Raw genomic sequence first — 13,177 nt, 5'->3', positions numbered from 1 at the left:
TTCAATGGATTATGTGCGAGGAGCTTCAATGGATTATGTGCGAGGAGCTTCAATGGATTATGTGCGAGGAGCTTCAATAGATTATGTGCGAGGAGCTTCAATAGAATATGTACGATATGCTTCCATGGAACAAAGATCGATTCATGCTAGTTTTTGTGGAAAAATTAACATATTTATGATATACTAAAAACTGTTGGAGAAAATTCAGAGCGAAAACAAAACTTAGAAAAATCAATTATAATGGTAATTTGTGTTAGCACGAAGTTACCATCATTATAAAAAGGCTAAAGCAGCACGCTAAAGCATGCGGATAGGAGTTTAGGATGAAGCACGAAGTAATTGATATTAAATTGGAAGGGTATGAGCTTACAGAAAGTGCAAAGCTCTACACATATGTATTAGATAACACGCCTCAGGTGGATAGTAATAGAAAACGACCGGCAGTCATTATTTGTCCAGGTGGTGGATATAGCAGAACTTCTGATCGTGAAGCAGAACCGATAGCGATTCAATATCTTGCGGCAGGATTTCATGCCTTTGTTCTTCGCTACCATGTAGCACCAGTGGAATATCCGGTTGCTTTGCTTGAACTTGCAGCAAGTGTTAAGATGGTAAGAGAGCATGCAGCAGAATGGAATGTGGATCCAGATTGTATCGTAGTATCAGGATTTAGTGCAGGTGGACATTTGGCGGGAAGCTTAGGCGTATTTTGGACAGAGGACTTTCTTTCAAAAACGCTAAAGACAAGCAATGAGATGTTAAAGCCAAACGGATGTGTGTTATGTTATCCGGTAATTACTTCTGGAGAGTTTGCACATAGAGATTCCTTTTTACGTCTTCTTGGAGAGCAGTATGATGCTTTAGTAGACAAAATGTCTTTGGAGAAGCAAGTGAATGAAAATATGCCACCCGTATTTTTATGGCATACCTATACTGACGCCGCTGTGCCAGTGGAAAACTCCTTGTTGCTTCTTAGTGCGCTTCGACAAAATAATATATCTGTAGAATTTCATATGTACCCAGTTGGAGGCCATGGTTTAGCATTAGCCAATGAAGAAACAAAAAACTCAGACGGACGTGGTGTCACTCCAGAATGTCAGGGTTGGATTCACTTAGCAACGGATTGGGTACGCAGATTGGGGGATAAATCATGCTAGAGCTAAAAAATGTGTGCTTTGGTGTATCTGGTGAGACAAACAAAGACATATTAAAGAATATAAATTTGACAATCGACGATCATAAATTTATCGCAATTACCGGGCCAAATGGTGGTGGTAAATCAACATTAGCAAAAATTATAGTAGGAATTGAAAAGCCAACCTCTGGGCAGATTCTCTTTGATGGACAAGACATTACGGAGATGAGCATTACAGACCGAGCGAAGGCAGGTATCGGATTTGCATTTCAACAGCCAGTTCGGTTTAAGGGAATAACAGTAAAGGATCTTATAACATTAGCTGCCGGTAATAATATCAGTACGGCAAAAGCTTGTGAATACCTCTCCGAGGTAGGACTATGCGCGAAAGATTATATCAATCGTGAAGTTAATGCGAGCCTTTCCGGTGGTGAGCTAAAACGTATTGAGATTGCGACGATTATTGCTAGAAAAACGAAACTCTCCGTATTTGATGAACCAGAAGCAGGGATTGACCTATGGAGTTTTAATAACCTAATACGTGTATTTGAGAAAATGCATGAGGAAATCCATGGTTCTATCGTCATTATTTCACATCAGGAACGTATATTAAATATTGCTGATGATATCATCGTAATTGCGAATGGTAGTGTAGTAGAGGTAGATGAGAAGGAAAAAATCTTACCGAAATTATTGAACGAAACACCAAGCTGCAAATTTTATAAGGGGGAGGCATAAGCAATGGATGAAATACAAAAAGAATTGCTCATACAGGTGGCTGACCTCCACGAGGTTCCACAGGGAGCTTATAATTTAAGAGTAAATGGACAAGGTGCTGGTAGAAATACAACAGAACATATCGATATTGTTACAAAAACGGATAAACCAGGAATCGACATCATTGTAAAACCAGGAACTAAGAATGAAAGTATTCATATTCCAGTTGTATTAAGCCAGAGTGGTCTGACAGAATTAGTTTATAATGACTTCTTTATTGGAGAAGATTCCGATGTTACAATCGTTGCAGGATGTGGTATTCACAATGGTGGTTCTGATAAATCAGAACACGATGGTATTCATAGCTTCTTTATTGGAAAAAACGCAAAAGTAAAATATGTAGAGAAGCACTATGGTTCTGGAGATGGCAGTGGCGAGAGAATCTTAAATCCACAAACAATTATTCATATTGATGAGGGCGGTTACATGGAGATGGATACAGTTCAAATCAAGGGCGTGGATTCCACCATTCGCACTACTCAGGCAACCTTAGAAGATAAAGCAACTTTAGTAATTAAAGAAAAGATAATGACTCACGGAAAACAATATGCAAAGACTGATTTTGAAGTAAACTTAAATGGAGAAGATTGTGGAGCAAACGTAATTTCCCGTTCTGTTGCAAAAGAGGATTCTCACCAAATCTTTTTATCTAAAATTAATGGAAATAATAAATGTTATGGACATACCGAGTGTGACGCTATTTTAATGGACCGTGGTAGTGTAAGTGCAATTCCAGAGATTACGGCGAATCATTTAGAGGCAAGTCTGATTCATGAAGCCGCAATTGGTAAGATTGCTGGAGAAGAGATTACCAAGCTTATGACGTTAGGTCTCACGGAAGCAGAAGCAGAAGCACAGATTGTGAATGGGTTCTTAAAATAAAGACAAACAAAAGAAGCAAGTTGAACCAAGCAGGAGCTTAGTTCAACTTGCTTTTTCTTGTATAAGAAATTGTTCAAATTCCTATGAAACTTTTTCTGTTATGTGGAGAATTTCAAGGTTGGGAAAGCGGGAATTTAGAGGGACTAATATGTATTGTAATTAGTTATTTTGGTTCCAATAATGTAATACATTTTGTTGGCTACATTACCTGATAATGCAGATAATCAAAATCTACAAAATCCTCTCCAAATTCCTTGGTAGGTGTATAGGTATATAAACCAAGGCAGGTACCAACAAAGCCGCCAGCACGTTCTGTGCTAAGGATACTCGCATCAATCGAAGCAGCAACAGTTTGGTATTCTGTTCCATCGAAAGAGTAGAAAAAGCTTAAGTTTAGGTCTTCTTCCCTCACCTGCAGATAGGAAGGGAATTTCGACAATTCTCTCTTAATTAAAAACTGCTCTTTTCCCTCGATACAAGATATTAATACAACCATAGGAACGTTACTCTTATAGATACAAAAACGGTAATGAAAATGATTACTTTGCATTAGGAGGATACCAGCTTCACTATTTTCATTCGTTAGAGTGGATTCTAGTTTGGTACCCAGTGTGTAATTAATAGAAGTCTGGCGAAGAAAGAGCGCTGTTGGAGAAGCATCTGCTGTGAGTGATACATCACTGGCGTATAAGCGAAGACCAGTTTCTCTGCCTGTTTCATAGTGATCTTCCTGAGGATTTCTTAAGTAGAAGAAATAAGGAGGCAAATCCTTCTGACGGAAATTTTCTTTAATATCTCTACAAGTTGGATGGTAGTCTTTTAAAAGAGAATCTAATTCTTTTTCACCTACTTGTGCCTCATTGGCTTCCACTAAAGTAGAAGAATCCTTTACTTGGATAGTAACTATTCTATCTAAAAGTCCAACACCTGGATTTACAATAGGCCATCCATCTTCCCAGATGAGTGGAACCAGGAAAGTCTCTCTTCCAAGTAAGCAGTAACCATCACATGGCCTACTTGCAAGCAATACCATATACCAGTCTCCGTGTTCTGTCTCTACGATATCAGCATGCCCGGTATTGATTGCCCAATACTGTTTTCCAAGATGACGATGAGTGAAGATAGGGTTTCTTTTGCATCCTTCAAACGTTTCTTTTATATTCTTGCTTCTAGCCATAGTAATAGCATGATTTAGTCCTGTACCACCCTCTGCAATCATGAGATAATACCAACCATCACGTTTATAAATATGCGGACCTTCTGGCCACTCAACTCCTTTTAGGGCACCGTGCCATATGGCATAAGATTCGCCTGTTAACTGCATGGTAGTTAAGTCAACTTCTTGTACATAAATCTCATTATCACCGAAGAAAGCAGATCCTTCTCTGCGGCCTTTCGTTCCACAATAATAGCAAGTTCCGTCTTCATCAAAGAAAAGGGAAGGATCAATTCCCTCTGCACCATTTAAAAAGTAAGGTTCTGACCAAGGTCCGAGAGGATTGGTTGCAGTTACAATAAAATTTCCTCCATGAGAAACATTGGTAGTAATCATATAGAAAGTACCTTTATGATAGCGGATGGTTGGAGCATAGATACCACCACTATGAGGAGAATTTGCAAGATTCAACTGTTTTTTAGTAGATAGAATATTTGTTATCTGTTCCCAGTGAATTAAGTCAGTACTATGAGATAAAGGTACCCCTGGGAAGTAAGAAAATGTGGAATTTACCATATAGTAATCCTGTCCGACGCGGACTATGGATGGGTCTGGATAGAATCCAGAAAGAATAGGATTCGAAACTTTTATCTGCTTCATTTTCACTTACCCCTTCGAAATAAGAATGGTTATATCAAATTGTGCTATTGATATAAGGTGACAATATGTTCAAAAATTAAATGATATTTAAGTGATACATGGTAGAAATATACTATTATACAAGACAGATAATACCTTATTTTAGCAGTAAAGTAAATGTCTTATTTCTTACTAAGACTCAAAGTGGATTAGCATAAAATGATATATTAACAACAATATATGAGGAGATAAAATACCTGTTTCATCGTAAGCTATTATTAGATATTAGAAACTTATTACTATAAGGAAAAATATACACTTTTTGCATAAAAGGGACGACAGTATCATGGCAAAACAAAGAAATAAAATATAAATAAGGTTTAAGGCGTTACGGTTGTATTTACACGGTAGCGGAATAGAGACTGGTGTATTTGTATGGATTAGGTGTTAGTGCTGTACTTAAGGAGGATTTATGAGTAAAAGTATATATGGTTTGTTATTAGTAGTCCTACTCTCCGTGAGTATGGTAGGTTGTAATTATGATCGGAAGATATTTGAAAATACAAATCCCAGAAGACTGTAGCAGATACAAATGAAGAGGACTGTTTTCTTTATATCAAAGTTTGAAAGAAACAAAGCAACCAATATTACTAGTGTTACTGTGTGGGGGCTTAGTGATGAATATTCTTGGCTGAATGGAGATAAGAAAAACCCGCTATTCTTTGACGATAATCTTTTGCCCAAAGCAGCATTTTATGGAGCTTGTCTTGATGAGAGTATACCGCTTTACTAAGTCTGTAAAAAGGGATATTATGTAAAAAGATAATATAAATGAATATGAAAAATGAAAATAATGAAAGATGCAAAATAAAGGAGTCAGGATGGAAACCTTAAAGGAAAAATATAAAGATTATTTCCTTATTGGGGCAGCAGTGAACGCTTCAACGATAAGGACACATGGAGAGTTAATAAAGGATCATTTTAACTCTATAACATGTGAAAATGAGATGAAGTTTTCTAATCTTTGTCCCAGAGAGAAGGAATATCAGTTCGAAAAAGCAGATACGATTGTGCAGTTTGCAAAAGATAATGAACTGAAAATGAGAATGCATACCTTAGTTTGGCACAACCAAACGCCTGAATGGGTATTTTTAGATACTACGAAGGAGGGGTTAGAGGAAAGGCTATCAAATCATATCCATATGCTAGGTAAGCGGTATGGAAAGGATTGTTATAGTGTAGATGTAGTAAACGAAGCGATAGAGGATAAATTAGATGGATTTTTAAGAGAATCCAGTTGGCTTCAGGGATTAGGGAATGATTATATAGAAAGGGCATTTCTCCTTGCGAAGCAAGAGATGCCAGAGGCTAAACTGTTTTATAACGATTATAATGAAACCAATCCAATCAAGCGGGATAAAATCTTTAAACTAATCAAAGAACTTAAAGAGAAAGGGATTCCAGTAGACGGTATTGGGATGCAATGCCATATCAATATCTATCATTCTTCCATGGATGAATTAAAGGAAGCAATTGAAAAATATTTATCGCTTGGAGTATCGATTGAGATCACGGAAATGGATGTATCAATGTTTCGCCATGAAGACAGGTCAGAAATCTTGAAACCAACGATAGAACAGTATAAAGCACAGGCCAGAGTTTACAAAGAGTGCTTTCAGATATTTAGAGAATATAAAAATGATATTACATCCGTGACCCTATGGGGAGTATCAGATGATGTCAGCTGGCTAAACCATTTTCCAGTAAATAACCGTAGAAACTGGCCATTACTGTTTGATGAGATGATGAAACCAAAAGAAGCATTTTATGAAATTATGAATTTTTAGGGAGGGACCTATTATGACAGCAGAGAAGACACAACAAGAATTTCAACAACGAGCAACAGAACTTGTAAAGAAAATGACACTAGAAGAAAAAGTTTTTCAAACCTTACATTCCGCACCTTCCATACCAAGATTGGACATTAAAGCGTACAATTATTGGAACGAAGCATTGCATGGAGTAGCAAGAGCTGGCGTAGCCACCGTTTTTCCGCAGGCGATTGGTTTAGCGGCAACATTTGATGAAGATTTAATCGAAGAGATTGCAGATACTATTTCTACCGAAGGAAGAGGTAAGTTTAATGCACAACAAAAATATGGAGATCACGATATCTACAAAGGTTTGACCTTCTGGTCACCGAATGTGAATATCTTCCGTGATCCACGTTGGGGTCGTGGACATGAGACCTTCGGAGAAGACCCATTCTTAAGTGGTACCTTAGGAGGACGTTTTGTTGACGGTATCCAAGGGCATGATGAAACCTACTTAAAAGCAGCAGCTTGTGCAAAGCATTTCGCAGTTCACTCTGGACCAGAAGATATTCGCCATAGTTTCAATGCCGAAGTTTCGGAGCAGGATTTGCGTGAAACTTATCTACCAGCTTTTAAGAAACTTGTAAAAGAGCATAAGGTGGAAGCAGTAATGGGAGCTTACAATCGTACAAATGGAGAACCATGCTGTGGTAGTAAGACACTTTTAGAAGATATTTTACGTGGAGAATGGGAATTTGTTGGTCATGTGACCTCAGATTGTTGGGCAATCAAAGATTTCCATGAGCACCATATGGTTACTTCAAATGCAGTAGAGTCAGTTGCCTTGGCAATGAATCGTGGTTGCGACTTAAACTGTGGAAATCTTTATGTTAATTTACTACAAGCAGTACGGGATGGTTTAGTGGAAGAAGAGACAATTGATACTGCTCTTATACGTCTCTTTACAACAAGAATGAAACTCGGATTATTTGATAAAGAAGAATCGATTCCGTTTAACACAATTACATATGACCAAGTAGATACGAAGTCAAGCAAAGAGCTTAATATCAAAGCCTCCAAAAAGTGTGTTGTGTTATTAAAAAATGAGGATAATATATTGCCTCTTAATCCAAAGAAAATTACCTCTGTCGGAGTTATTGGGCCTAATGCGAATAATCGTAATGCGTTGGTGGGGAATTACGAAGGAACAGCGTCAGAATACATTACTGTATTAGAGGGAATCAAGCAAGTTGTCCCAGAAGATGTTAGAGTATACTTTTCGGAAGGTTGTCATTTATTTAAAAATAAACTCTCTAATTTAAGTCAGGAAAATGACCGTATTGCTGAGGTACGTGCAGTTTGTGAACATAGTGATGTCGTAATAGCATGCCTGGGTCTTGATCCAGGATTAGAAGGAGAAGAAGGCGACCAGGGAAATCAATTTGCTAGTGGAGATAAGAAGACATTAGCGCTTCCTGGAATTCAAGAAGATGTATTAAAAACTATTTATGAATGTGGAAAACCTGTTATTTTAATCCTTCTCTCCGGTAGTGCTTTGGCAGTGCCATGGGCAGATGAGCATATTCCTGCTATATTACAAGGCTGGTATCCTGGAGCACAAGGTGGTAGAGCGATTGCAGAATTGATTTTTGGAGATGGAAACCCAGAAGGAAAGCTTCCTGTAACATTCTATCGTACGACTGAGGAATTACCTGAGTTTACAGATTATGCTATGAAGAACCGTACGTATCGTTATATGAAGAATGAGGCTCTTTATCCATTTGGATATGGCTTAAGTTATACTACCTTTGAGCACACATTACTTTATGTAAATACAGATACTTTAGGAAAAGGTTCCAACGTAGAGTGTATGGTAAGAGTAAAGAATACCGGTGATTATGAAGGTTCGGTGACAACACAAGCATATGTTAAATATGTAGGAGAAGATGCTCCAAACTGTCAGCTAAAAGGCCTTAAAAAAGTGAGCTTACTCCCAGGAGAAGAAAAAGATATCATGATTGAGTTAGATGACAGAGCCTTTGGTTTATATAATGAGGAAGGTGAATTTATCTTAAATCAAGGGGAGTATGAGCTATATCTAAGTGATTCACAACCAGATACTAGAAGTATTCAGTTAACTGGTAAGAATCCAATTAAAATACAGTTCCATGCACCTGAAACAGTTTTACTTGGTGAGTAGATAAAGGTCAGATATAAGTAAGAAGCATTGTTAAATTAGAGGTTCAGAATTTAATTTAGGCTGTCTGTATATAAATTACAATAGTTTTCATGAAATAGAGGAGATAACCAGATTTTCGTAGAGATGCATTTTATCTAGGAGAAGAAAGGATATCTCCTCTTCGTTCAAATTATTACAAACTTTATAATCACCTCTAGTAAGTTATGATAAAAAGAAAAAGACACACTATATAAAGAGGTAAAAAAGCATACTACGTAAAGATGTTAAAAATATACTATATTAAGAACACTATACTTACTGTTTCATGAATAATACCACTTGACAACAAAATGTAGGTATAATATAGTATAATCAATATTTAGATAAACGTCTAAATGATGAAAAATGTAGAATATTCGTATAAAGAGAGGAGTGCGTGCATATGTTAACAATAAAAAATTATTCAAAGATTTATAAAGGAAATAAGAAAGCAGTAGATAATCTAAGCCTTACGGTTGAGGCAGGTGATATCTATGGTTTTATTGGGCACAATGGCGCTGGTAAAACAACAACCTTACGTGCTGTGGTTGGAGTTCTTGATTTTGAAGAAGGGGATATATTAATTGACGGTGTATCAATAAAGAAGGACCCAGTAGGATGCAAAAAGAAGATGGCATACATACCAGATAATCCAGATTTGTATGAGCATCTTACAGGTATTGCATATCTAAATTTTATAGGAGATTTATTCGAAGTTGGAAAGAAAGAGAGAGAGGAACGTATTAAGATGTATGGGGATTTGTTTGAGATTACTGGGAATCTTGGGGATTCTATCGCTTCCTATTCCCATGGTATGAAACAAAAACTTGCGATTATCTCAGCATTAATCCATGAGCCAAAATTGATGGTATTGGATGAGCCTTTTGTTGGCCTAGATCCAAAAGCAGCTCATCAATTAAAGCAGATTATGACTCAAATGTGCCAAAACGGAAGTGCCATATTCTTCTCCACTCATGTACTTGAAGTTGCAGAGAAATTGTGTAATAAAATTGCAATTATCAAAGGTGGTAAATTGATAGCTTCTGGTACTACAAACGAGGTTAAGGGAAATCAAAGTCTCGAGGAAGTATTTATGGAGCTTATCGATGAATAAGCCGTTTGTGCAAGATTGGAGGAAGTTATGAGACAAGTGTGGACGCTTACAAGAATGCAGCTTGGTTCTGCATTTGATTTTTTAAATATGAAGCGAAGCAAAAATCTAAAGAAAAATATCAGTGTCACAACGATTTTGGTGCTTGGCTTTTTATTGTTTGCTTTTTTATCTGGAACGTATAGTTTTATAATGGCAATAGCTCTTAAGTCAATGGATTTACTAGATGTCTTACCTGGATTATTTATGGCAGTGACTTGCCTTATGATTTTAGTTACTTCAATTTATAAGGTAAAGGGAGTTTTGTTTGGATTTAAAGATTATGATATTGTTATGTCATTACCGATGAAATCGTGGGTTGTAGTAGCAAGCCGATTAATGTTACTCTACCTAATCAATATGGTGTTTGTATTAGCAATATTAGTACCTAATTATATAATTTATGGGGTTATGGCAAAAGCATCCCCAGTATTTTATGTATTATCTATGGTATCCTTACTATTTATCCCAATCATACCGATTATCATAGCATCGATACTCGGGGTTATCTTAGCGGTAATATCTGCGGGATTTAAGCATAGTAATGCAATTCATACAATCCTGATGTTTGCAGCAACATTATTAGTTATACTGCTAAGCTTTCAGATGCAGAGTGAAAACCAGATTGCGGAGTTTGGTACATTAATTCGAGATAAGATGGTAGTAGTATATCCGTTAGCTGGATGGTATCTAAAAGGAATTATTCAGTCCGATATTCTTTCCTATACAGCATTTCTTGTTGTTTCTATACTAGCTTTGATCGTGTTCTCCATTATCGTTGGTCGATACTTTAAATGGATGAATACTGTAATAAGTGCGAGAAGAACAACTTCAAAATATAAAGTGAAAGAATTAAAGACAAGTGGACAGTTAAAAGCGTTGTACCTAAAAGAAGCGAAACGTTATTTTTCTTGTACAATCTATTTGTTAAACACATCCATTGGATTAGTTCTAATGTTAGTTGGTGTAATTGCATTAGTCTTTCTTAAATCCGATCAGATTGAACAGATTCTTAATATTCCAGAAGCAGCGGGTATGTTAAAGGAAATGGTACCTTATTTGATGAGTTTTATGGTAAGTTTGGTGGCTATTACTGCTTCCTCAATCTCTTTAGAAGGAAAGAATATCTGGATATTAAAGTCAGCACCAGTACCAGCAAAAACAATTCTTGCAGCAAAGATTAGTTTAAGTTTATCGATGACTATACCAGCTAGTATTTTAACTTCATTACTTGCTGGAATTGGCTTAAAGATGGGAGTTCTAGACTTTCTTTTGACCCTTGCATTACCAATTTCATATTGTTATCTAACAGCGGTTCTCGGCCTTGTGATTAATCTAAAGTTACCAATGCTAGAATGGAAAAATGAAACTGTTGTTGTAAAGCAAAGCGCAGCCTCTATGATGGGATCATTAGGCGGTTTTCTTACTGTTGGAATACCGATAGCGTTATTATTTATGGTAAACGGTATTAATGTAATGGCGTTAGGATATGGAACTGTGGTAGTTGTATTACTTATATCAGGAATCTTACAAGTTTACCTTAATAAGAATGGTGCAAAACTCATTGCACGCTTATAGTTAAAAAACTATTCGTTTTGGTTTTTGAAGATATTTTTTCTGGTATCATAGAAATACAGTATATGAGTCCTATGATATATTTTGGAGTCAGAATCGATGGGTAACCTTTAATAGAATATAGACTTAAGAATATACAAATAAAATAGATATAAAGTAGAAATAGAAATAGAAATAGAAACAGAAACAGAAATAGAGAAATAGAAATAGGAATAGAGAAATAGAAATAGGAATAGAAATAGAGAAATAGAAACAGAAATAGAAAAAGAAGTAGGAATATAAACTGAACAGAAATAGAAAAAGAAGCACAATTAGAAATATTACAAAGCGGGGAGCAATGAAAATACAATAAGATTTTCATTTCTCCCCGTCTACTAAGGTTAAAGAAAGATTGACTTTACCTAAGAGATAGAAGGATTATTTTCTAAATATTTAGCACATTCCTTAATTACTTCGTTCATAGCATCAACGCCAGGTCCACCGATGGTATTTCTCTTTTCAACACAAGTTTTTAATGAAATTGCATCATAAATATCTTCTTTAAAGACTGGAGAGATAGCTTGTAACTCAGTAAGGCTAAGGTCTTCAATTGAACAATTTTTCTCGATACAGGTTAGTACTAAGTGACCGATGATTCCATGAGCGTCACGAAATGCTACGCCATGATTTACAAGATAATCTGCAGCGTCGGTAGCGTTGGTAAAACCAAGTACAGCACTTGCTTTCATCGTATCACGGTTAAATTTCATTGTACGAATCATTCCTGTAAATAAGGAGAGACAACCCTTAACAGTGTCAATCGCATCAAAGGTTAATTCTTTGTCTTCTTGCATATCTTTGTTATAAGCAAGAGGCAAGCCTTTCATTGTAGTTAATAAAGACATCAAGGCGCCATAAACTCGTCCTGTTTTTCCACGAACTAATTCAGCAATGTCTGGGTTCTTTTTTTGAGGCATTATACTACTCCCTGTGGAGTACGCATCATCAATCTCTACAAAACGATATTCATTCGTATTCCAGATGATGATTTCCTCACTGAAACGACTTAGATGCATCATTATGGTAGAAAGAGCACTGAGTAGTTCGATGAGATAATCACGATCGGATACAGAATCCATGCTATTTCTAGTTGGCTCCGTAAAGGAAAGTAAGGAAGCAGTGTAAGCACGATCTAATGGATAAGTAGTTCCTGCAAGTGCTCCTGCACCTAATGGGCAAGTATTCATTCGCTTAAATATATCACTTAAGCGATCACGGTCTCTTCGAAACATCTCAAAATAAGCGCTCATATGATGAGAGAGTGTAATAGGTTGTGCCTTCTGCAAATGGGTAAAACCAGGCATATATGTCTCAGTATGTTCTTTCATTAAAGAATATAATTCGAAAAGAAGATCTCTTAATAATTCGTCTAGAACTGTAATTTCATCTCTTGTATATAATTTCATATCAAGAGCAACTTGATCATTACGACTTCTACCAGTATGAAGCTTTTTCCCTATTTCTTCGATACGGGAGATTAAATGGGCTTCCACAAAACTATGAATATCTTCATAAGTACTATCAATTACAAGGCTACCAGATTCGATGTCATCACGAATTCCATTAAGACCATCAATAATTTTATTTTTTTCTTCGTCATTTAAGATTCCCTGTTTTGCAAGCATGGTTACATGTGCAATACTTCCACGGATATCCTGTACATAAAACTTCTGATCAAAGGAGATCGAAGCATTAAAATTATGCACAAGTTGGTTAGTTTCTTTTGTGAATCTACCGCCCCATAATTTCATTTTGGTTCCCTCACTTCTTAATCTTTTTTGTGTTTTATAGT

Annotated in this window: 11 protein-coding genes; 9 read left to right on the top strand and 2 right to left on the bottom strand. The window is 36.4% G+C overall.

Annotated features, from left to right (window positions below):
* Nucleotides 1-4: 4 nt before the first annotated feature.
* The 4 genes from CPHY_RS15620 to CPHY_RS15605 all read left to right on the top strand — a co-directional run bounded on the left by CPHY_RS15620 (nucleotide 5) and on the right by CPHY_RS15605 (nucleotide 2,794).
* A complete protein-coding gene (locus CPHY_RS15620) occupies nucleotides 5-187 on the top strand; it encodes a hypothetical protein (protein ID WP_041703728.1) in 183 nt (60 codons plus the stop codon).
* Nucleotides 188-323: 136 nt separating this feature from the next.
* Nucleotides 324-1,157 (top strand): alpha/beta hydrolase, encoded by an 834-nt coding sequence (locus CPHY_RS15615; RefSeq protein WP_012201022.1) that lies wholly within the window; start codon nucleotides 324-326, stop codon nucleotides 1,155-1,157.
* Nucleotides 1,151-1,873, top strand: coding sequence for an ABC transporter ATP-binding protein (locus CPHY_RS15610; protein ID WP_012201021.1), 723 nt, complete (start codon nucleotides 1,151-1,153; stop codon nucleotides 1,871-1,873). The genes CPHY_RS15615 and CPHY_RS15610 overlap by 7 nt, the downstream gene beginning before the upstream one ends.
* 3 nt (nucleotides 1,874-1,876) lie before the next feature.
* The gene (locus CPHY_RS15605; RefSeq protein ID WP_012201020.1) at nucleotides 1,877-2,794 is read left to right on the top strand and encodes a SufB/SufD family protein; all 918 of its coding nucleotides are present in this window, start codon (nucleotides 1,877-1,879) and stop codon (nucleotides 2,792-2,794) included.
* A gap of 199 nt (nucleotides 2,795-2,993) precedes the next feature.
* Here the strand turns inward: CPHY_RS15605 and CPHY_RS15600 are convergent, their stop codons facing one another.
* The gene (locus CPHY_RS15600) at nucleotides 2,994-4,610 is read right to left on the bottom strand and encodes a glycoside hydrolase family 43 protein (RefSeq protein WP_012201019.1); all 1,617 of its coding nucleotides are present in this window, start codon (nucleotides 4,608-4,610) and stop codon (nucleotides 2,994-2,996) included.
* Between the two features lie 571 nt (nucleotides 4,611-5,181).
* Between CPHY_RS15600 and CPHY_RS15595 the strand changes: the two genes are divergently transcribed.
* From CPHY_RS15595 to CPHY_RS15575, 5 genes are all read left to right on the top strand, one after another.
* Nucleotides 5,182-5,382 carry an endo-1,4-beta-xylanase gene (locus CPHY_RS15595; protein WP_041703727.1) on the top strand — a complete coding sequence of 67 codons (201 nt, stop codon included), beginning with the start codon at nucleotides 5,182-5,184 and terminating at the stop codon, nucleotides 5,380-5,382.
* An 88-nt stretch (nucleotides 5,383-5,470) separates the two neighbouring features.
* Nucleotides 5,471-6,436 (top strand): endo-1,4-beta-xylanase, encoded by a 966-nt coding sequence (locus tag CPHY_RS15590; RefSeq protein ID WP_012201018.1) that lies wholly within the window; start codon nucleotides 5,471-5,473, stop codon nucleotides 6,434-6,436.
* Between the two features lie 13 nt (nucleotides 6,437-6,449).
* Entirely contained in the window at nucleotides 6,450-8,603 is a 2,154-nt protein-coding gene (locus tag CPHY_RS15585; protein ID WP_012201017.1) for a glycoside hydrolase family 3 C-terminal domain-containing protein, read from the top strand.
* A 421-nt stretch (nucleotides 8,604-9,024) separates the two neighbouring features.
* Complete coding sequence (locus tag CPHY_RS15580; protein ID WP_012201016.1) at nucleotides 9,025-9,735, top strand: ABC transporter ATP-binding protein; 711 nt, start codon at nucleotides 9,025-9,027, stop codon at nucleotides 9,733-9,735.
* 27 nt (nucleotides 9,736-9,762) lie between these two features.
* Nucleotides 9,763-11,349, top strand: coding sequence for a putative ABC transporter permease subunit (locus tag CPHY_RS15575; protein WP_012201015.1), 1,587 nt, complete (start codon nucleotides 9,763-9,765; stop codon nucleotides 11,347-11,349).
* A 398-nt stretch (nucleotides 11,350-11,747) separates the two neighbouring features.
* On the opposite strand, the gene argH is transcribed toward CPHY_RS15575, so the two are convergent.
* The gene (gene argH / locus CPHY_RS15570; RefSeq protein ID WP_012201014.1) at nucleotides 11,748-13,136 is read right to left on the bottom strand and encodes an argininosuccinate lyase; all 1,389 of its coding nucleotides are present in this window, start codon (nucleotides 13,134-13,136) and stop codon (nucleotides 11,748-11,750) included.
* Nucleotides 13,137-13,177 lie beyond the last annotated feature (41 nt).

The organism is Lachnoclostridium phytofermentans ISDg (genome assembly GCF_000018685.1).
GTDB classification, from domain to species: domain Bacteria; phylum Bacillota; class Clostridia; order Lachnospirales; family Lachnospiraceae; genus Lachnoclostridium; species Lachnoclostridium phytofermentans.
The sequence above is the reverse complement of the archived record's forward strand: the minus strand, read 5'-3'. Positions and strand labels throughout refer to the sequence as shown.

Coding starts and splice junctions, on each gene's coding strand:
- CPHY_RS15620 (WP_041703728.1), top strand. CDS start 5: ATGGATTATGTGCGAGGAGCTTCAATGGATTATGTGCGAGGAGCTTCA.
- CPHY_RS15615 (WP_012201022.1), top strand. CDS start 324: ATGAAGCACGAAGTAATTGATATTAAATTGGAAGGGTATGAGCTTACA.
- CPHY_RS15610 (WP_012201021.1), top strand. CDS start 1,151: ATGCTAGAGCTAAAAAATGTGTGCTTTGGTGTATCTGGTGAGACAAAC.
- CPHY_RS15605 (WP_012201020.1), top strand. CDS start 1,877: ATGGATGAAATACAAAAAGAATTGCTCATACAGGTGGCTGACCTCCAC.
- CPHY_RS15600 (WP_012201019.1), bottom strand. CDS start 4,610: ATGAAGCAGATAAAAGTTTCGAATCCTATTCTTTCTGGATTCTATCCA.
- CPHY_RS15595 (WP_041703727.1), top strand. CDS start 5,182: ATGAAGAGGACTGTTTTCTTTATATCAAAGTTTGAAAGAAACAAAGCA.
- CPHY_RS15590 (WP_012201018.1), top strand. CDS start 5,471: ATGGAAACCTTAAAGGAAAAATATAAAGATTATTTCCTTATTGGGGCA.
- CPHY_RS15585 (WP_012201017.1), top strand. CDS start 6,450: ATGACAGCAGAGAAGACACAACAAGAATTTCAACAACGAGCAACAGAA.
- CPHY_RS15580 (WP_012201016.1), top strand. CDS start 9,025: ATGTTAACAATAAAAAATTATTCAAAGATTTATAAAGGAAATAAGAAA.
- CPHY_RS15575 (WP_012201015.1), top strand. CDS start 9,763: ATGAGACAAGTGTGGACGCTTACAAGAATGCAGCTTGGTTCTGCATTT.
- argH (WP_012201014.1), bottom strand. CDS start 13,136: ATGAAATTATGGGGCGGTAGATTCACAAAAGAAACTAACCAACTTGTG.